The organism is Ferdinandcohnia sp. QZ13 (genome assembly GCF_031324165.1).
GTDB lineage: Bacteria > Bacillota > Bacilli > Bacillales > Bacillaceae_L > Ferdinandcohnia.
In genome coordinates, this window is sequence record NZ_JAVIVW010000002.1 from 277,405 (window position 1) to 297,889 (window position 20,485).

Sequence of the window (20,485 nt, forward strand, 5' to 3'; positions counted from 1 at the left end):
CTACAATTAAGCGCCTTGCTCTTCTTTTTGATCTGCAACTGCTTTAGTAGCAAGTGCAAGGTTACGGATTGGAGCTTGAAGTACGCTAAGCAACATAGAAAGTAAACCTTCGCGTGATGGTAGATCAGCAAGAGCTTTAACTTCCTCAAGAGTTGCAATGTTTCCTTCGATAACACCCGCTTTAATTTCTAATGCTTCATGCTTTTTCGCAAAGTCATTAAGAATTTTAGCAGGAGCAACTACGTCTTCATTACTGAAAGCAATTGCGTTTGGTCCTGTTAATGCATCATTTAATCCAGCAAGCTCAGCTTGTTCTGCAGCACGGCGAGTTAATGTGTTTTTGTACACTTTGAAATCAATGCCTGCCTCACGAAGTTGCTTACGTAGTTCTGTTACTTCCGCAACAGATAGACCACGATAGTCTACAACTACAGTTGATTTACTTGCACGGAATTTGTCTGCAATTTCAGTTACGATTTGTTTCTTTTGTTCTACTGCATGACTCATTCTTCTACACCTCCTGTGAGTAATTTCAGACACTTGAAACCGTTCGGTGTTAGAGGGTGTTCAAAATGAACACGTATCTAGATTAAAAAACCTCTATGTCTGTAGACATAGAGGTAGTAATGATCAAGTTTATATACTACACCTCGGTAGGAAATTAAGCTTCGTAAAGCCCCTACTGTCTACGGTACAAATGCTATTCATTTGTTAACAACAAAATTTATTATATGAAATGCTTTCGCAAAAGTCAATATCCACTTTTTTCTAATTAGAATGTAGAAGCGTCAACTTTTACGCCAGGTCCCATTGTAGATGATACAGCAACGTTCTTCATGTAAGTACCTTTTGCTGCAGATGGTTTAACCTTAAGCATAGTTTCATAAATAGTAGTGAAGTTCTCAATTAGTTTTTGATCATCAAATGAGATCTTACCAATCGGAACATGAATATTTGAAGACTTATCAATGCGGTATTCAACTTTACCAGCTTTGATTTCATTCACAGCTTTTGTTACATCAAAAGTAACAGTTCCTGTTTTAGGGTTTGGCATTAAACCTTTAGGTCCTAATACACGTCCAAGTTTACCAACTTCACCCATCATGTCAGGAGTAGCTACGATTACATCAAAGTCAAACCAACCTTGGTTGATCTTGTTGATGAATTCGCTATCGCCAACATAGTCAGCTCCAGCAGCTTCTGCTTCTTTTGCTTTTTCGCCTTTAGCGAAAACTAAAACACGTTGAGTTTTACCAGTACCGTTTGGTAGAACAACTGCACCACGAATTTGTTGGTCAGCTTTCTTAGGGTCAACTCCTAAACGGAACGCAACTTCAACAGTCGCATCAAATTTAGCTGTGTTTGTTTTCTTTACTAGTTCAATTGCTTCTGCAACTGAGTAAGCTTTTGTACGATCTACTAATTTAGCAGCTTCAACGTACTTTTTACCTCTTTTTGCCATTATAACTTCCTCCTCAATTGTGGTTTTAACGGAATAACCTCCCACGCCCGCAATCAGTATCATTTGTTGTCATACTGACGCTAGACAGAACAAAGGTTGCGAACGAAAGAAATGAGATGTTCCATCCGCAACCCCTTGAAACATGTAACAGATAGGAATTAGTCTTCGATAACAATTCCCATGCTACGAGCAGTACCTTCAACCATACGCATTGCAGATTCAACGGTAGCCGCATTTAAATCAGGCATTTTTGTTTCTGCAATCTCGCGTACTTTATCACGCTTAACTGTTGCAACTTTATTACGGTTAGGTTCACCTGAACCAGACTCAATTCCAGCCGCTTTCTTTAAAAGAACTGCAGCAGGAGGAGTTTTTGTAATAAATGTAAATGAACGATCTTCATAAACTGTAATTACAACAGGAATAATTAAACCAGCTTGTTCTGCTGTACGTGCATTGAACTCCTTACAGAATCCCATGATATTAACACCCGCTTGACCTAGTGCTGGTCCAACTGGTGGTGCTGGGTTTGCTTTCCCCGCAGGAATTTGTAATTTAACCTCTTTAATTACTTTTTTAGCCACGAGACACACCTCCTTAAAGTCCGTGATGTGGTAATAGGGGTTTACCCTCCCACTCATCTATTCTTTACATATCAATAAAGAACCTTATCATAGCCAGTCTCTAATTTAGAGACATACTGACCTATGCAATATTACCACTTTTCATTTGCAATATCAAGTTTTTCTTAAACTTTTTTGTCTAGCCTCAGCGCCTAGCCCCTCGAGGTCATAAGCCAAATCACTCCAGAAATCAGGATTTCCTGCGTGATTCGTCTTATGCTTGTCGGGGCTGTTCAAGGCGCTTCAACATTTCGTTCTAGATTTTTTCAATTTGTGTAAAGTCTAACTCAACTGGGGTCTCACGACCAAACATGTTAACAAGAACCTTTACCTTTTGTTTATCTACGTCAAGATCCTCTATCGCACCAGTGAAGTTTGTAAATGGACCTTCTTTGACACGAACTGTTTCTTTTAATTCGAAATCAACTTCCATTGGTCTTTCATCCATTCCCATTCTCTTAAGGATGAACGTTACTTCTTCTGGTAAAAGTGGTGTTGGTTTTGAGCCAGAGCCAGCTGAACCAACGAATCCTGTAACACCAGGTGTATTACGTACAACATACCATGAATCATCAGTCATGATCAATTCGACTAACACATAACCTGGAAATACTTTCTTTTTAATGATTTTCTTTTTACCGTTCTTAATATCTGTCTCTTCGTCTTCTGGTACAACAACACGGAAGATTTTATCTTGCATACCCATTGACTCGACACGTTTTTCTAAGTTTGCTTTTACTTTGTTTTCATACCCTGAATACGTATGAACAACATACCAATTCTTTTCCATAAGTTAGGACTGCTTGTCCTTCCCTCCCTTTGTGCGATCAAGTTCCTTATTCCTATTTTGCAGACTCGGCCAATGAATTATGTTAGGAAACTAGCTCTTCTCATTCATTTTTCAAATAGTTGAATGACCTCGACTTAAACATAGTTTTGATAATTATTTTTTTGCAATTAAAAAAACCCGTACCCGGGCTTTTTCGTAAAAGATTCTTTATTCTCTATCCATCATTATACCATGAGTATACAGTGTTTATTCAAGTACTAAACGAATTAATTCGGAAATTCCTAGGTCAATCACGGCAAAAAACACAGATACAAAGATTACAGTTGTTAAAGTAACAATTGTATAACGTGTAAGTTCCTTTCTTTTTGGCCAGCTTGTTTTCTTCATTTCTCGAACTACTTCACGAAAAAACTTGGTTATGCGCTTCATCCATGTAACCTCCAACTTTATCAACACAGTCTGCGATCTATTTCGTTTCACGATGATTCGTGTGAGAATTGCAAGTCTTACAAAACTTCTTCATTTCAAGTCGTTCAGCTGAAGTGCTATTCTTCATAGTGGAATAGTTTCTACTTCCACACTCCACACAGGCTAAAATTACTTTTTTTCGCATTTTATCACCTACCATGTGAAAATGCTACTTGCATCCTATTTTATGAAAAAAGTCTTAATTTCCTTAAAAATGTAACATAGGCTTGATTTGTATGTCAATACCAGCCCCTACCTGTAAATAATGGTTGAAACGATTATTTATAGTTTAATTTCTTGAATTTCTAAATACCGTTCTAACTTACGCTTTACACGTTGGAGTGCATTATCGATTGACTTTACATGCCGGTTTAAATCCTCTGATATTTCCTGATAGGACCTACCGTCCAAGTATAAGGACAATACCTTACGCTCCAAATCACTTAAGAGCTCTGCCATTTTTAATTCAATGTCATCAAACTTTTCCCTGTTGATGATTAATTCCTCAGGATCCAGGATTTTTGCTCCTGATATAACATCCATTAATGTACGGTCAGATTCTTCATCATATATCGGCTTGTCCAACGAAACATAAGAGTTTAGAGGAATATGCTTTTGTCTTGTCGCTGTTTTAATCGCAGTAATAATTTGACGTGTAATACATAGTTCCGCAAACGCTTTAAACGAAGAAAGCTTGTCCTCCTTAAAATCACGTATTGCCTTGTATAACCCGATCATGCCTTCCTGAACAATATCCTCACGATCTGCCCCAATTAAAAAATATGATCTGGCTTTAGCACGCACAAAATTTTTATACTTATTAATTAGATAGTCCAATGCCTCACTTTCCCCAGCATGGACCAATTCCACGACTTCCTCATCCTCTAGTCGGTCATAATATAACCTGTTGCCATAATCATCGAAGCTTGAACTCACACCGATCCCTCCGACCTACCTTAGAAGTTGTTTCCTACCAAAAAATTGTAAAACATAATGTTCATAAAATTCTTTATCTAGAAATATTATACAGGAGTGCTTTTCCAAGCGTCAACCGCTCATCGCTGTCCACGACGCCATTTTTCAAAAATTTCTGCCATTTCGTCGGAAAGTGGAATTTTTGAAACGCTTTTTTCTTGATAGGTTTTCTTTACATCTTTTTGAATTCCAGATTCCACGACTTCCATCTCGGTTAATAATTCCCTTGCTGATTTCCGTAAGGCCCCTTGTCCAAAAATTTGCCATTGCTCGGTATAATCCGAGGTGGCTACGTGGATTTGCGTTTTGATATTGCTTAATTGTTGCGCAAGCTTTTCGATTCGTTCATCGGCCGTTTCATTTTCACGGGTAAATATGACTTCGACCTTTCGGCTTTTCATTTTTGTTTCAATTCCCGGTACGAGGTGTGCATCAAATACGACAATCACCTTATATCCTGTATACGCCTGATATTCAGCCATCTTTTCAATTAATAAATCACGCGCCGCTGCAAAGTCCTTGGTTTTTAGAACACGTAATTCTGGCCATGCACCAATAATGTTGTAGCCATCTACCAGCAGGATATCCATTTGTTTTATTCTCCTAACGGATTCCGCTTACGATATACCTCATACATTAATAGACTTGCTGCAACTGAAGCATTTAAAGAGGTTACCTTTCCTTGCATTGGTAGTCTTAAAAGAAAATCGCACTTTTCCTTTACAAGGCGTCCCATGCCTTTGCCTTCACTGCCAATGACCAAGCCAATTGGCATTTTACCATCGACATTCCGATAATCATCTTTTCCTTTCGCATCTGTTCCAACAATCCATACACCACGGTCCTTTAATTCATCAATTGTTCTTGCTAAATTGGTTACACGCGCAACTGGTATATATTCAATCGCTCCCGTCGAAGCCTTCGCAACGGTTGCAGTTAATCCAACCGCTCTTCTTTTTGGGATAATAACCCCATGTGCTCCAACCGCATCTGCCGTACGAAGAATTGAACCAAGATTATGAGGATCCTCTAACTCGTCCAATAGTATGATAAATGGGGCTTCGTTTCGTTTCTCGGCTAATGCCAAAATATCATCCACCTCTGCATACTCATACGCTGCTACCTGCGCAACAACCCCTTGGTGATTCCCTTCAACCATTTGATCAATCTTTTTTTTCGGAACAAATTGAACCATTACATTTCCTTCTTTTGCAAGAGATGTAATCTGGTTCATTTGACCTCGATTCGAGCCTTCTGCTATCCAAATTTTATTAATATCCCGTTCTGATTTTAATGCTTCAATAACCGGGTTTTTCCCAATAATATAATCACTCGCCATTTCTTTTTCCTCCTTTCTTAAGATTCAATGATTCGAAACGCCTCTTCAATAATGGAATGAATTCTTTCTACATCATTTTGTAAAAAATGATAACCTAGTAATGCTTCAAACGCGGTACTGTATCGGTATGTCTGGACATCCGTGTTTTTTGGAACGGTTCCACTCTTCGCATTGCGACCCCTTCTAACGACTCCTTGTTCCTCTTCTGAAAAAAACCCTTCCTCCAGCATCTTGTGAATCACAGCCGACTGAGCTTTAGCAGAAACATAATGTTTTGCCTGATTATGAAGTTGATTAGGTCTCACACTTCCCTTTTGCAAAAGGTAATGCCGTACATACATCTCATATACAGCATCACCCATATAAGCAAGAGCAAGACTATTTAATTGATGGCTATCAATTTGATTGTCTGATAAAAACATCATCATTTATCCTCTTTTCCATCTTGTCCCTTGAGGAGTGTCTTCAAGAATAATGTTCATAGCTTTTAGTTGATCACGGATTTGGTCAGATAGAGCAAAATCGCGGTCTTTACGCGCTTGGTTTCTCTTTGAGATTAACTCTTCAATCTCTTCATCAAGTAATTGTTCATCCTCTACTTTAAGCCCAAGCGTATCAAATAACACTTCGAACTCTTGTAAAAAGGCTTCGATCACTTTTTCCGACGTATTTTTTTCCTGTAAATAATAGTTCGCCTGTTTCGATAAATCGAACAAAACAGAAATGGCATTCGCTGTATTAAAATCATCATCCATTGCTACGATAAATTCGTTGCGAAAGCCTTTCACTTTTTCTAACCAGTCATCATCATTCGTTGTTAAATTTGTACTACTTTCTAAACGATGCTTTAAATTTGAATAGGAAGTACGTAAACGTTCTAAAGCATTTTTCGTGCTTTCCAGTAATTCAAGGTTGTAGTTGATTGGATGACGATAATGAACAGATAACATGAAAAAGCGCAATACCTGTGGGTCAACGTCTTTAATAATATCGTGGACTAACACAAAGTTCCCAAGGGATTTAGACATTTTTTCATTATCAATATTAATATAGCCGTTATGCATCCAATAGTTTGCGAATGTCTTTTCATTTACTGCTTCTGATTGGGCAATTTCATTTTCGTGATGTGGGAATGCCAAGTCCTGACCACCTGCGTGAATATCAATGGTTTCACCCAAGTATTTTTTTGCCATCGCAGAGCATTCAATATGCCAGCCAGGACGCCCATTGCCCCACGGACTTTCCCAGTATATTTCACCAGGCTTGGCACTTTTCCAGAGCACAAAATCAAGGGCATCCTGCTTCTTATCCCCAACTTCAATTCTTGCACCCACGCGGAGTTCATCGATGGATTGGTGTGAAAGCTTACCGTATTCTTTAAATTCCCTTGTACGGTAGTACACGTCACCTTCTGATTCATAGGCAAACCCTTTATCAATCAAGGCTTGGATGAAATCAATGATAATATCCATGTTTTCTGTAACCCTTGGGTGAACATCCGCCTTTTTGCATCCTAAAGCAGATACATCGTCATAATAGGCATTGATAAAACGCTCCGCAATGGTTGGCACTTCTTCTCCTAGTTCATTCGCCGCTTTGATTAATTTATCGTCAACATCTGTGAAGTTAGATACATAATGGACGTCATAGCCTCTAAATTCGAAATACCGACGGACGGTATCAAAAACAATAGCAGGGCGTGCATTCCCGATATGGATGTAGTTATAAACGGTTGGACCGCACACATACATTTTTACCTTATTTTCCTCAAGAGGTTTAAACTCTTCCTTCTTTCGCGTCAGTGTATTATATATGTGAATGGGCATTATCCTTTGCTCCTTCCTTTTTCTGTAATTCCTCTTTTAAGCTTTTTATTTCATTTTCTAGCTCTCTGATCTTATCTGAAACCGGATCTGGTAGATCTCGATGATTTAAATCCTTGGTATTTCTAATTTTGACGCCGTCTTGAATCACTACTCGACCCGGTATCCCGACAACTGTCGAATTCGGAGGAACATCTTGTAGAACAACCGAACCCGCTCCTACCTTTGAATTTTCTCCAATTGTAATGGATCCTAATACTTTTGCTCCTGATGCAATAAGGGCATTGTTCTTCACTGTAGGATGTCGCTTTCCTTTTTCTTTTCCTGTACCACCAAGTGTTACGCCTTGAAATACGGTCACATTATCTCCGATTTCACACGTCTCACCAATGACTACACCCATGCCATGGTCGATAAAAAAACGACGACCAATTTTAGCTCCAGGGTGAATTTCAATTCCTGTAAAAAAGCGACTAATTTGTGATACCGTTCTAGCCAAGAAAAACATCTTTCGTTTAAAAAGAAAATGCGCCACACGATGTGCCCAAATGGCATGCAATCCCGAATATGTTAAGATGACTTCAACATGAGATCTTGCTGCCGGGTCCTGTTCAAATACAACCTCGATATCCTCTTTCATGCGTCTAAACACGTTCAACCCTCCTTATTAGAAAAGCGCAGGCGACTTGCAAGTGGAACATCGACTAACTACTGCCACGTCCTGTGGCAAACGTCGATGTCAGCACATCCTGTGCAAGTCCGACAAGCCTCGAGGGGCTAGGCGCCGGAGCCAGACATTACCCCTTTTTCCTCCAAAATAAAAAGCGCCCCTGTGTAAAAACACAGAGACGCTACATTCACGCGGTTCCACTCTGTTTAGGCAATGAAAAATCCATTACCTCAACTTAATCTCTTAACGGTGAGACGCCGCTTTTATCTACTACGATACCAGTTACGATATCGGTTCGATAAAAGACTCAAAGGTGCATTTCAATAAGCATTTCCCTTAAACCACTTTCAGCCGGTGATGGTTCTCTCTGTTCGTATTTGCCGGAATAACAAATACTTTAAAGTAAATAACTTATTTACTCTCCTTATCAACACTTTTACAATATATAATTTGTTAACTATACTATATTACATTTTCAGCCAGATGTTAACTAATTAAACTTTTTAGGCGTGAAATTATTTTTTCTTTTCCTAAAAGGTGGATCGCTTGTGGTAGATCTGGTCCATGAAGCTGACCCGTTGCAGCTGCACGAATTGGCATGAAAAGGTTCTTTCCTTTTTGTCCTGTACCTTTTTGAACAGCTTTAATGGCTGCTTTAATTTCATCGGCACCAAACGTTTCAAGACTTTCAACCTCTTGTAAAAAGGCGTTTAATACTTCAGGAACTGTTTCTCCCGCAAGAACTTCCTTCGCATCTTCTTCAAGCGTGACCTCATCCTTAAAGAAAAGGTCGGTGAGTTCAACGATTTCTGCTCCATAGCTCATTTTTTCTTGATGGAGCGCAATTAAGTCACGTACCCATTGCTTGTCTGTATCACTCAATGGCTCACTCAATCTACCCGCCTTGATTAAATGTGGCAGCGAAATCTCAACTAGGCGATCTAGTTCAATGTTCTTTATATATTGGTTGTTCATCCATGTAAGCTTTTGAGTATCAAATACAGCCGGTGATTTAGATAAACGTGCTGGATCAAAAATGTCAATAAACTCCGATTTTGTATGTAGCTCTTCTTCCCCACCCGGTGACCAACCTAATAGCGTAATGAAGTTAAATAGGGCTTCTGGTAAGTATCCACGTTCTTCATATTGCTCAATAAATTGAATAATAGATTCATCACGCTTGCTTAGCTTCTTATGGTTTTCGCCAACGATTAATGTCATATGTCCAAATGTTGGAATATCCCAGTTAAATGCCTCATACACCACCATTTGCTTAGGTGTATTTGAAATATGGTCTTCCCCACGCAAAACATGTGAAATTTCCATGAGGTGATCATCGATGGTTACCGCAAAATTATAAGTCGGAGTTCCATCTTTCTTTACGATTACATAATCGCCCATGCCTTCTGATTCAAAAGAAATTTCGCCTTTAACCATATCATGAAACGTGTAAACCTTGCCTTGTGGAATAATGATACGTATACTAGGCTGTCTTCCTTCATTTTGTAAGGCTTCCTGTTGGTCCTTTGTTAAGTGACGGCATTTGCCTGAGTAGTGAGGTGTCTCACCACGTGCCATCTGTTCTTCACGTTCTTTTTCAATTTCTTCTTCCGTACAATAGCATTTATAAGCGAGTCCTTTTTCAAGAAGCTCTGTATAATACTTTTCATAAATCTCATTACGTTCTGATTGGCGGTATGGTCCGTGCTCACCACCCACATCCGGTCCTTCGTCCCAATCAATGCCAAGCCATTTTAAATATTTTAGCTGGCTTTCTTCGCCACCTTCAATATTTCGTTTCTTGTCTGTATCTTCAATACGAATGATGAATTTCCCATTTTGGTTTCGTGCGTATAAATAATTAAATAAGGCTGTTCTTGCGTTTCCAATATGTAAATGTCCAGTTGGACTTGGTGCATAGCGCACACGTACGTTATTTGACATATGTACCCTCCGTTACAACGCATAGTATCATCTGATATTTTAACACAATATTTATTAAACCAAACCAGAGAATTAGCTATCTACCCTTTTGCAGTAGTATCGCGACTTGTGCCGCAATTCCTTCTCCGCGCCCCGTAAAACCTAATTTTTCAGTGGTTGTTGCTTTCACATTTACCTGTGAAGGATCTGCTTCTAGTAACTCGGCAATCCTCGCTCTAATTTGTTCAATATACGGCGCCATTTTTGGCTTTTGAGCGATAATCGTGCAATCGATATTCCCAAGCTTATAGCCCTTTTCCTTCACCAAATTCCATACATGCTGTTGCAGTTTTGCTGAATCAGCATCCTTGAAGTTCGGGTCTGTATCTGGAAAATGCTTGCCTATGTCACCTTCACCAATCGCTCCAAGACAGGCGTCTGAAACGGTGTGCAGTAATACATCTGCATCCGAATGTCCTAGTAGTCCTTTTTCATATGGTATGGTAATTCCACCTATAATTAACGGTCGTCCTTCAACCAATTGGTGAACATCAAATCCCTGTCCAATACGAAACATTGGTTTTCCCCCTTTATAAAGTTTTTTAGCTTTTGCTATGTTCCTAGCACTCTTTTGTTTAGCTTGTCCAGTTTTGTAAAATCGCTTCCGCAAAAACTAAGTCATCTTGTGTTGTTAGTTTGATATTCAAGTAATCGCCTTTAACAATATATACTTGTTTTGGGATTCTTTCAACGAGACTAGCTTCATCTGTGCCGAGGAAATCTTCCTTTTGAGCCATCTCATGTGCTTCTTGTAAGATAGAAACATGAAAAGCTTGTGGGGTTTGAATGGCCCACAAGCTAGAACGTTCAACTGTTTCTTCTACATATAAATCACGAGAGGCGCGTTTGATTGTATCCTTTACGGGAACCGCAAGCACGGCTGCCCCTTTTTCTACCGTAACATTGACTAGCTCATGAACATGCTTTTGTTTCAAAAACGGTCTCGCACCATCATGAACCAACACAATATCTGTGTTCTTCACTGCTTGTAAGCCATTATAGACGCTGTACTGGCGCTCACTACCACCTTGAACAAAAGAAATAACCTTTTGGACGTTATATGTTTGTATCAACTCTTCAAAAATGGGCTGTTCATCCATATTAATCACTAAAATAATTCCCGTACACATTGGGTCATGTTCAAAAACTCGTAATGTATGAATAATAACTGGTATTGTTTGCAATTCAATGAATTGTTTATTCTTCCCTGCGTTCATTCGTTTTCCTTGTCCTGCCGCAGGAATAACAACCTGATAATTCACCCCGTAACGCCCCTAACACGATTCAATTATAATGCCTTTTCAAGCAATTTCGGTTTCGCGAAAATCATGCGTCCCGCTGATGTTTGTAAAACACTCGTTACAAGCACTTCAATGCGTTTTCCAATGTAATCGCGACCTTCTTCGACCACAATCATCGTACCGTCATCTAAATAAGCGACACCTTGATTATGCTCTTTTCCATCCTTAATGACTTGAACGCTTAATTCTTCACCAGGTAATACCACAGGCTTCACCGCATTCGCAAGATCATTAATATTTAACACTGCCACATTTTGCAGCTCGCAAACTTTGTTTAAGTTAAAGTCATTGGTCACGACTACACCCATAGTTAATTTTGCAAGCTTCACTAACTTACTATCAACCTCTTGAATATCGTCAAAATCCCCTTCGTAGATTTCAACTTTAATCGCAAGTTCTTTTTGAATTCGGTTTAAAATATCAAGTCCTCTTCTACCGCGGTTTCGCTTTAATACATCTGAAGAATCCGCAATATGCTGAAGCTCCTCTAACACAAACCGTGGAATGACAATGGTTCCTTCAAGGAATCCAGTTTGGCATATATCTGCAATACGCCCATCAATAATAACACTTGTATCTAAAATTTTCAGTTTTTTGGCTTGGTGGTTTACTTCCTCTTCCTCCAAGCCCTTCTTTTTACCAGATCGGTTAATAGAAAATAAATTCACAAGTTCATCCCGCTTTTTAAAGCCAACTTGAAAACCTAAATATCCTAAAAGCAGGGTAATGAAAATAGGAAGCACTGTATTTACAACCGAAAATGAAATACGGTCTAATGGAATCACAATTAAAAATGCTACAATTAAACCAGAAATCAAGCCTAAGCTTCCAAATAAAACATCTGTAACAGGAGCCTTAATCAATGACTCTTCTAGCCATTTAATTAAACCTACGATATAATCTACTAACCAAAACGTAACAATAAATAATATAATAGCACCTAAAATCGCAAGCGTATATGAATTATTTAGATATGGAATATTGTCGATATTTAACAGCTTTAATACATCAGGTAGATAGACAATTCCAAGCATACCTCCGACGATTAGAAAAAAGAGCTGCACAATTCGTTTTAACATTCCTTCACCTCCTCCTATTCATTATAATCACTTTATAATAATTGAAACCTACAATAAATAGCTTTTTTAAAATGTAAACAGAATGACATAGATGTGTAAAAACGCTACTCATATATTATTTTTAAATCCTAATAAAATTATAACTGCTTTGGTAAAAAAATATTTTTATTAGGCTATTATAAAATATGGATGTCCACCTGTTTCACACTTACTATACGAATAAAGCAATAAAAATGTTTCACTTTCACTAGATTTTTTGACTCATTATTTTAGGTTATTTTCCTAATGTATGTTGGATGGCTTGCCTAATATCACTTACACCTATTACTTCTATTCCCTTTGGAATGGTCCAACCGCCTAAATTACGCTCAGGAAGAATAACTCGCTTGAACCCAAGCTTTGCCGCTTCCTGGACCCGCTGCTCAATACGAGAAACACGTCTTACCTCTCCAGTTAACCCTACTTCGCCAATAATGACATCTGTTGGGTTCGTCGGCTGATCTCGAAAGCTAGAGGCAATACTTAAGGCAACCGCCAGATCAATCGCTGGTTCATCTAGCTTTACACCACCTGCGACCTTCAAATATGCATCTTGATTTTGCAAAAGAAAACCCGCTCTTTTTTCTAATACAGCCATTAATAAAGAAACCCGGTTATGGTCTATTCCTGTTGCCATGCGGCGAGGATTTCCAAAACTAGATGGGGATATTAGTGCCTGAATTTCAACAAGTACTGGTCGTGTACCTTCCATAGATGCAACAACTGTTGACCCGGCAGCACCAGCAGAACGCTCCTCAAGAAAAATTTCAGAAGGGTTAGCAACTTCTTCTAGACCGGTTTCCTTCATTTCAAAAATGCCCATTTCATTCGTTGAACCAAAACGGTTTTTTACAGCACGTAAAATACGATACGTATGATGACGTTCCCCTTCAAAGTAAAGAACGGTATCCACCATATGTTCTAGCAAACGAGGCCCTGCAATATTCCCCTCTTTCGTAACATGACCTACGATAAAAATAGCAATTCCATTTGTCTTCGCAATTCGCATTAGTTCCGCCGTACATTCACGCACCTGAGAAACACTACCGGGTGCCGAAGCAATGTCAGAGTGATAAATAGTCTGAATCGAATCGATTACGACAAACGACGGGTTTAACTCGGTAATTGTCTGGGAAATAAATTCAAGGTCCGTCTCTGCTAAAACATACAATTGATCGGAGGAAACACCTAGACGGTCAGATCTTAACTTTGTTTGTTTGACCGATTCTTCTCCGGAAATATATAAAACTTTGCTTTGTTTGGCTATTTGAGAGGATACTTGTAGTAGCAAGGTTGACTTCCCTATACCCGGGTCACCCCCAATTAAAACAAGTGAACCACGGACGATTCCGCCGCCAAGTACTCGATTAAATTCCTTGTTTGTCGTATACATTCTAGGTTCATTTTCTGACTCGATTGAAGTGATAGGTGAAGGCTTGCGCTGAACAGTAGGGCTTGAATGAGCAAAAGCACCTTTTCTAGCTGGTTTATGTAGGGTTTCCTCGACTAATGAATTCCATTCTCCACATCCGGGGCATTTCCCCATCCATTTTGGTGATTCATAGCCACAGGACTGACAGGTGAACTTCGTCTTTGTTTTTGCCATCGTCATTAATCCTTTCTTTATTAGAAAAGCGCAAGGAGTTCAGCTTTAGGAGACAAGCACAAGATAATCGCTGACAGGGACGATTAGCTTATGAACTCGAGCCGATGGCACCTTGAGCTAGATATTTTCTAAAAAAAGAGGTATACATGAATCAATTCTTGATGTACACCTCTTTTACATTTACGTCTTTTTATTTCACTGTTTCTTTTGTTTCTTCGGTTTCTTTCGTTTGGATTACGAATTCTTCGTTAACATAGTCCATTACAATTTTCTTTCCTTTTTCTATATTACCGCGTAATAGTTCTTCAGACAAACGGTCTTCTATTTGTTTTTGAATAGCACGGCGTAATGGGCGTGCTCCGTATTCTGGATCATATCCCTCTTCTGCAATTCGGTCTTTAGCCGCTTCTGTTAATTCAAGCTCAAACTCTTGCTCCTGCAGGCGTTTTGTTAACTGATCTGCCATTAGGGTAACAATTTCCCTTAAATGCTTCTTCTCTAGTGAGTGGAAGACAATCGTTTCATCAATACGGTTAAGGAACTCCGGACGGAATGCTTTTTTTAACTCTTCCATTACCTTATCCTTCATGTTTCGATAATCTTGCTTCTCATCATCAAGCGCAAAGCCAACATATTTATTACGTTTTAGTGTGCTAGCTCCAACGTTTGATGTCATAATTAAAATCGTATTTCTAAAATCAACCGTACGGCCCTTAGAGTCTGTCAAACGACCATCCTCTAGGACTTGAAGTAAAATATTGAACACATCTGGGTGTGCTTTTTCAATTTCATCTAAGAGGATAACAGAATACGGCTTACGGCGAACCTTTTCTGTTAATTGGCCTCCTTCTTCATAGCCTACATATCCTGGAGGTGAGCCTACCAATCTTGAAGTTGAGTGCTTCTCCATGTACTCAGACATATCTACACGAATCATTGCATCTTCATCACCAAAAATGGATTCAGCTAAGGCACGCGCTAATTCTGTTTTTCCAACCCCTGTTGGTCCTAGGAATATGAATGAACCTGTTGGGCGCTTCGGATCCTTTAATCCAGCACGTGAACGCCTTACAGCCTTAGATACTGCCTTTACAGCCTCTTCTTGACCAATCACACGTGAATGAAGGATTTCCTCCATATTTAGTAATTTATCGGCTTCTGTCTGAGCTAGTTTTGATACAGGAACCCCAGTCCAGCTTGATACAACCATTGCAATATCATCCACTGTTACCTCAGAATTCTCTTGACCCTGTTTTTCTTTCCAGTTTTTCTTCGTTTCTTCTAACTGTTCACGAAGGCGTTGTTCTGAGTCGCGTAATGAAGCAGCTTTTTCAAACTCCTGACTTTGAACTGCTGCATCTTTTTCCTTACGCACCTCTTCCAGCTTTAGTTCAAGCTCCTTTAGATTTGGCGGAGCTGTGTACGAACGAAGACGAACCTTTGAACCAGCCTCATCAATCAAGTCAATAGCCTTATCTGGTAAAAAGCGATCTGAAATATAACGATCAGAAAGCTTAACCGCTTGAATGATTGATTCATCCGAGATGGATACTCTATGATGTGCCTCATAACGGTCACGCAATCCTTTTAAAATTAAAATGGACTCCTCTACAGATGGTTCATCCACCTGGATTGGTTGGAAGCGACGCTCAAGAGCAGCATCTTTTTCAATGTATTTTCTATATTCATCTAATGTCGTTGCACCGATACATTGTAGCTCACCGCGAGCAAGAGATGGTTTTAAAATATTCGACGCATCAATCGCACCTTCCGCACCGCCAGCACCGATTAACGTATGAAGTTCATCAATAAACAGAATAATATTTCCTGCTTGGCGAATTTCATCCATTACCTTTTTCAAGCGGTCTTCAAATTCTCCACGGTATTTTGTACCTGCAACTACAGTACCCATATCAAGTGTCATTACACGCTTATCGCGAAGCGTTTCTGGAACCTCATTGTTTATAATTTGCTGGGCTAACCCTTCGGCAATAGCCGTTTTACCTACACCAGGCTCCCCTATTAAAACAGGGTTATTTTTTGTACGACGGCTAAGTACTTCAATCACACGTTGAATCTCTTTACTACGCCCAATCACGGGATCAAGGCTTCCTTCTCTTGCAATCGCCGTAAGATCACGAGCTAAACTGTCTAGGGTTGGTGTATTTGCATTAGCAGATCCACCGCCATGATGCCCTGATGATGACTCATTGCTTCCCAATAATTGTAAAACCTGTTGGCGAGCTTTATTGAGACTCACTCCAAGATTGTTTAATACTCTTGCAGCGACACCCTCGCCTTCACGAATTAATCCAAGTAGGATGTGCTCTGTTCCTACATAGGAGTGGCCAAGCTTACGAGCCTCATCCATTGATAACTCAATTACCTTTTTCGCACGTGGTGTGTAATGGATGGTCTGTGAACCTTCCTGACCACGGCCAATTAGGGCTTCTACTTCTTTTTGTATTTTTTCAGGTCCTAATCCAAGTGCAAGCAACGCCTTTGCGGCAATTCCTTCGCCTTCACGTATAAGACCTAATAATACATGCTCAGTTCCAATATTGTTATGTCCCAATCGCACAGCTTCCTCTTGAGCTAACGCTAACACCTTTTGTGCACGCTCAGTAAATCTGCCAAACATCATAACCCATCACCCTCCATGTCAGTAGTCTTATTATTTTCTAGTTTTAATCTTTCTCGAATGATAGACGCCCTTCTGACGTCCCTTTCATTTGGCCTTAATGCCCCACCGGCATAGACCTGCAAGAATCCAGGTTGAGTTAAAATCATGAGTTCATTAAGAATGGTTCTTGATATATCTTTTATATAGCCAAGATCAATACCCAATCGAACATCTGACAAACACTTAGCTGCTTCTTTCGATTCAATGATCCTACTATTAGCTAAAACCCCATAGGAACGAAATACACGGTCCTCTAATTGTATGTTGGAAGTCTTCACAAGTGCTTCTCGAGCAGAGCGCTCTTGTGCAATTAGCTGTGCAACTACACTCTTTAAGTCTTCTACAATATCTTCTTCCGTCTTTCCAAGCGTAATTTGGTTGGATATTTGAAAAATATTCCCTAACGCCTCGCTGCCTTCACCATAAATTCCTCTTACAACTAGACCGAGTTGATTGATTGCTGGAATAATACGACTCATTTGATGTGTAAGGATGAGTGCTGGAAGATGCATCATCACAGACGCTCTTAGTCCTGTTCCTACATTTGTTGGGCAACTTGTTAAATAGCCTCTAGTTTCATCAAATGCATAATCAACATGTTCCTCTATCCAATCATCGAGGTTATTTGCAACCTGCAAAGCCTCTGATAATTGCAACCCTGGGAATAAACATTGTATTCGGATATGGTCCTCTTCATTAATCATGATGCTAATTTCTTCATTTTCAGATAAAAGACAAGCTCCTAACTGAGAGTTTTCGGCTAAATGTGGACTTATCAAATGCTTTTCAACCAGGACCCTTTTTTCATTCGGCTGAAGCTCCATCATTTTTAATAATTCAAATTCTCCAATTGAGGGAAAACTCTTTCCAGCAAAGCCTTTTTGAAAGACATCGACTATTTGCGCAGCTTCTTCATTTGAATATACCGTTGAGAAAGGTACATTTTTCAGATTTCGAGCAAGTCTAATCCGTGAACTTAAGACAATATCTGAATCAGGACCTTCTTGACTCATCCAAGCACTCAGAGCTTGATTGATAAAATGCTCAAGTGACATTGATTAAACCTCCCCTTCTTTGTAACCACTCAGTTTCTTTTCTAGTTCTCTTACGTGGTCACGAACATCTGCAGCTTTTTCAAATTCCTCGGAAGATATATACTCCTGCATCTTTTGCTTAAGGTGTTCAATCTCTTTCCGAATATGGAATGAGCCTCCGATTCGTTTTGGAATTTTCCCTGTATGATGTGTATTGCCACTATGCAGACGTTTTAAAATTGGGGTGAGTTGTTTTTCAAAGGTTGGATAGCATTGCGAACAGCCAAACCGACCTACCTTTGCAAATTGTTGAAAAGTCATTTTACAGTTCTCGCATTGTAAAACTTCATTTTTTTGAAATGCATGTTGCTGTGAACCTGTAAGTGGCTCAAACTGAAGAAGTCCTGCTAATAAGTTATCTATTGAAAAGCCAGATGTGCCTGGAAACATGAACATCTCACTTTTTTCTTGAGCACAATGTTCACAAATATGAACCTCTGTCTTTTCACCATTAATCACCTTTGTAAAATGAAATGTCGCAGGGCGTTGATTACATTCTTGGCATATCATGATAACACCTTCCTATAACCTTTTATCTATACATAAGGGATGTAAGCATGGCCTTTAACATTCTTGCTCTTAGTTCATCCCGATGTGGAAGCTCAATAAACAAGACAGAGCGGTCAATCACACTTAACATGATCTTCGCCTCTCTTTTCGAGATCACTTCCTCCTCAATCAAACGCAAAATGACATCCTCAGCACTTGTTTGAGAGATCCGTTTATCGATAAGGCGTACAAGCTGCTTAATCAGTTGAGAATCGTCATTCGTTTTCACCCTCATAATCCGAATGTAGCCTCCGCCACCTCTTTTACTTTCCACCAAATAGCCTCTCTCTAACGTAAACCTTGTATTTATCACATAATTAATTTGAGATGGGACACATTCAAATTTATCGGCAATCTCACTTCTTTTAATTTCAACTATAGCTCGATCACTTGTATCAAGAACACTTTTTAGATATTGTTCAATGATATCAGATATATTCCTCATTATGACCACACCTCACCTTGACTTTGACTATATTTGACTATAACTATAATATAAAATGACTGCACTAATTTTTCAACTGTTTCGCATGTGAAATTGAAAGTAGAAAAAGGCAATCATTTACATTTAAATGGCTTTACTATCCTATACTTTCCAAACCCGGTACATCTCTAAACACCAAATTAAAAAATTTTTTGTACCATTTCCCGCTTAGACATTTCTTCATATAAGCGTAAACGTTCATTTTTACTTGCCACTTCCACATCAATTGTGTATTGACAATTGTTTTCTAGCTTATCCTTTGAATACTTAATATTAAAATCTTTCACCCTAAAACCATTATCTTTAAATAATTTTAAAATGGATGAAGATGAGGATATATTCTCATGAATAATGATATGAACGACTTTTCGTTTTCTCGATTTAAAAAAGAACTCTTCAAATCGGTTTAGAAAAATTAAGCTTAATAATACAACAATTGTTGTTAATATGGCAGGAGCATACATCCCTAATCCAATTATTAACCCTAAGCCCGCAACAACCCAAATTGACGCTGCAGTAGTTAGCCCTCGAACCGTAGCATCCCTTACTAAAATAGTACCCGCACCCAAAAAGCCAATACCACTAATTACATATGAAGGGATTCGCGCCGGGTCAAAACGGACATTTGTACTCATTTCTAAATAAGGCTGAAACCCATAGATAGACATCAGCATCATTAAACAAGAACCAACTCCAACCAGTAAATGTGTACGGAAACCAGCAGGATGTTTATGTACCTCTCTCTCCAATCCAACTAACCCGCATAATAACGCGGCCATAAAAATGCGAAGCGACATCGTAAAAAATTCATGAGTTTGGAACGATGCAAAAAATTGTGCCATGTCACATCCCCCCTGTTCTATAGACATAGACCTGTAAATTACTTATTCGATAGAAAATTTAAAATCCCCTTTAATCTAAACAGAAAAAAGGTAGTGTTTTATCATTATACGAATCGTTCAAAACGATTATGATTATCCAAATTACCTTTTTTAGAATAGTATTTCAGCCATAGGACCTTAGACATTTTTTATCATAAACCATGCATTTAAAAATATAGATCATTTTTGAAATGTAAAATTTAACACTGATATATGAGGAGATATTTTATAAAAGATGACGTATATTGGTATATGGTTATCAATTCGTATATATGTATGGGATTACGTGCAGATTGATAAACAATTATAGCGTTTGTGGCTTTGTGGGTTTACGGTATACCAGTTTTCGTTTTGCAGTTGGGTGATATAATGTTTATGCTGTTTGCGGGTTTAGCGTTTCCTAATCCTTTACAATTAAGGACCTATTTAAAGTGTTCTTTAAGCCAACATTACCCAATTTTTGCCATTATTAAAAGTGACAATCTAAAACCTATCCTTTATCAAACCATGAATCGGCACTTTTCGTTACCCTTTCCTTCATCACAATTCCAAAAGTGGAACGTTTAATCCTTTTTCGTTACCATTCACTTGGAATCAACCTCAAAAAACAGGAACGATTCAACTCAAAAAACATAT

General features: G+C 38.9%; 22 protein-coding genes and 2 other annotated features. All 22 genes read right to left on the minus strand.

Translation table 11 applies throughout. The annotated features are described in order from the left end of the window. Window positions 1–6 precede the first annotated feature (6 nt). Window positions 7–507 (minus strand): 50S ribosomal protein L10, encoded by a 501-nt coding sequence (rplJ, locus tag RGU12_RS13095; RefSeq protein ID WP_116354151.1) that lies wholly within the window; start codon window positions 505–507, stop codon window positions 7–9. Window positions 508–582: 75 nt separating this feature from the next. Beyond that, window positions 583–710: a sequence feature (ribosomal protein L10 leader region), on the minus strand. Between the two features lie 62 nt (window positions 711–772). After that, window positions 773–1,462, minus strand: a complete 690-nt coding sequence (rplA, locus tag RGU12_RS13100; RefSeq protein WP_116354152.1) for a 50S ribosomal protein L1 — start codon at window positions 1,460–1,462, stop codon at window positions 773–775. A gap of 158 nt (window positions 1,463–1,620) precedes the next feature. Beyond that, entirely contained in the window at window positions 1,621–2,046 is a 426-nt protein-coding gene (rplK, locus tag RGU12_RS13105; RefSeq protein WP_309536515.1) for a 50S ribosomal protein L11, read from the minus strand. 295 nt (window positions 2,047–2,341) lie between these two features. Further along, window positions 2,342–2,875 (minus strand): transcription termination/antitermination protein NusG, encoded by a 534-nt coding sequence (gene nusG, locus RGU12_RS13110; protein WP_116354153.1) that lies wholly within the window; start codon window positions 2,873–2,875, stop codon window positions 2,342–2,344. 246 nt (window positions 2,876–3,121) lie between these two features. Continuing rightward, a complete protein-coding gene (gene secE / locus RGU12_RS13115; RefSeq protein WP_116354154.1) occupies window positions 3,122–3,304 on the minus strand; it encodes a preprotein translocase subunit SecE in 183 nt (60 codons plus the stop codon). Between the two features lie 37 nt (window positions 3,305–3,341). After that, window positions 3,342–3,488, minus strand: a complete 147-nt coding sequence (rpmG, locus tag RGU12_RS13120) for a 50S ribosomal protein L33 (RefSeq protein WP_010284985.1) — start codon at window positions 3,486–3,488, stop codon at window positions 3,342–3,344. 137 nt (window positions 3,489–3,625) lie between these two features. After that, on the minus strand, window positions 3,626–4,279 hold the full coding sequence (gene sigH, locus RGU12_RS13125; RefSeq protein ID WP_058000110.1) for an RNA polymerase sporulation sigma factor SigH: 654 nt from the start codon (window positions 4,277–4,279) through the stop codon (window positions 3,626–3,628). Window positions 4,280–4,398: 119 nt separating this feature from the next. Continuing rightward, complete coding sequence (locus RGU12_RS13130) at window positions 4,399–4,908, minus strand: NYN domain-containing protein (RefSeq protein ID WP_116354155.1); 510 nt, start codon at window positions 4,906–4,908, stop codon at window positions 4,399–4,401. A gap of 5 nt (window positions 4,909–4,913) precedes the next feature. Beyond that, window positions 4,914–5,657, minus strand: coding sequence for a 23S rRNA (guanosine(2251)-2'-O)-methyltransferase RlmB (rlmB, locus tag RGU12_RS13135; RefSeq protein WP_309536516.1), 744 nt, complete (start codon window positions 5,655–5,657; stop codon window positions 4,914–4,916). A gap of 17 nt (window positions 5,658–5,674) precedes the next feature. Continuing rightward, window positions 5,675–6,082: a Mini-ribonuclease 3 gene (locus RGU12_RS13140; protein ID WP_116354169.1), complete on the minus strand. Its 408-nt coding sequence runs from the start codon at window positions 6,080–6,082 to the stop codon at window positions 5,675–5,677. Window positions 6,083–6,085: 3 nt separating this feature from the next. After that, complete coding sequence (cysS, locus tag RGU12_RS13145) at window positions 6,086–7,483, minus strand: cysteine--tRNA ligase (RefSeq protein ID WP_309536517.1); 1,398 nt, start codon at window positions 7,481–7,483, stop codon at window positions 6,086–6,088. Next, window positions 7,464–8,132 carry a serine O-acetyltransferase gene (gene cysE, locus RGU12_RS13150; RefSeq protein ID WP_309536518.1) on the minus strand — a complete coding sequence of 223 codons (669 nt, stop codon included), beginning with the start codon at window positions 8,130–8,132 and terminating at the stop codon, window positions 7,464–7,466. The genes cysS and cysE overlap by 20 nt, the downstream gene beginning before the upstream one ends. Window positions 8,133–8,321: 189 nt before the next feature. After that, window positions 8,322–8,590, minus strand: a binding site (T-box leader). A gap of 46 nt (window positions 8,591–8,636) precedes the next feature. Beyond that, window positions 8,637–10,094 carry a glutamate--tRNA ligase gene (gene gltX / locus RGU12_RS13155; RefSeq protein ID WP_309536519.1) on the minus strand — a complete coding sequence of 486 codons (1,458 nt, stop codon included), beginning with the start codon at window positions 10,092–10,094 and terminating at the stop codon, window positions 8,637–8,639. 76 nt (window positions 10,095–10,170) lie between these two features. Then, window positions 10,171–10,650, minus strand: a complete 480-nt coding sequence (gene ispF / locus RGU12_RS13160) for a 2-C-methyl-D-erythritol 2,4-cyclodiphosphate synthase (protein WP_309536520.1) — start codon at window positions 10,648–10,650, stop codon at window positions 10,171–10,173. Between the two features lie 58 nt (window positions 10,651–10,708). After that, window positions 10,709–11,395 carry a 2-C-methyl-D-erythritol 4-phosphate cytidylyltransferase gene (gene ispD / locus RGU12_RS13165; RefSeq protein ID WP_309536521.1) on the minus strand — a complete coding sequence of 229 codons (687 nt, stop codon included), beginning with the start codon at window positions 11,393–11,395 and terminating at the stop codon, window positions 10,709–10,711. Window positions 11,396–11,421: 26 nt separating this feature from the next. After that, window positions 11,422–12,513: a PIN/TRAM domain-containing protein gene (locus tag RGU12_RS13170; RefSeq protein ID WP_309536522.1), complete on the minus strand. Its 1,092-nt coding sequence runs from the start codon at window positions 12,511–12,513 to the stop codon at window positions 11,422–11,424. 274 nt (window positions 12,514–12,787) lie between these two features. Beyond that, window positions 12,788–14,158 carry a DNA repair protein RadA gene (radA, locus tag RGU12_RS13175; protein ID WP_116354163.1) on the minus strand — a complete coding sequence of 457 codons (1,371 nt, stop codon included), beginning with the start codon at window positions 14,156–14,158 and terminating at the stop codon, window positions 12,788–12,790. A gap of 190 nt (window positions 14,159–14,348) precedes the next feature. Continuing rightward, a complete protein-coding gene (gene clpC, locus RGU12_RS13180; protein WP_309536523.1) occupies window positions 14,349–16,802 on the minus strand; it encodes an ATP-dependent protease ATP-binding subunit ClpC in 2,454 nt (817 codons plus the stop codon). Further along, complete coding sequence (mcsB, locus tag RGU12_RS13185) at window positions 16,799–17,896, minus strand: protein-arginine kinase McsB (protein ID WP_309536524.1); 1,098 nt, start codon at window positions 17,894–17,896, stop codon at window positions 16,799–16,801. Before mcsB ends, clpC begins: the two co-directional genes overlap by 4 nt. 3 nt (window positions 17,897–17,899) lie before the next feature. Continuing rightward, a complete protein-coding gene (mcsA, locus tag RGU12_RS13190; protein ID WP_309536525.1) occupies window positions 17,900–18,445 on the minus strand; it encodes a protein-arginine kinase activator protein McsA in 546 nt (181 codons plus the stop codon). Between the two features lie 22 nt (window positions 18,446–18,467). Then, window positions 18,468–18,929 carry a CtsR family transcriptional regulator gene (locus tag RGU12_RS13195; protein ID WP_116354167.1) on the minus strand — a complete coding sequence of 154 codons (462 nt, stop codon included), beginning with the start codon at window positions 18,927–18,929 and terminating at the stop codon, window positions 18,468–18,470. A 179-nt stretch (window positions 18,930–19,108) separates the two neighbouring features. Beyond that, entirely contained in the window at window positions 19,109–19,810 is a 702-nt protein-coding gene (locus RGU12_RS13200) for an MgtC/SapB family protein (protein WP_309536526.1), read from the minus strand. Window positions 19,811–20,485: the final 675 nt, after the last annotated feature.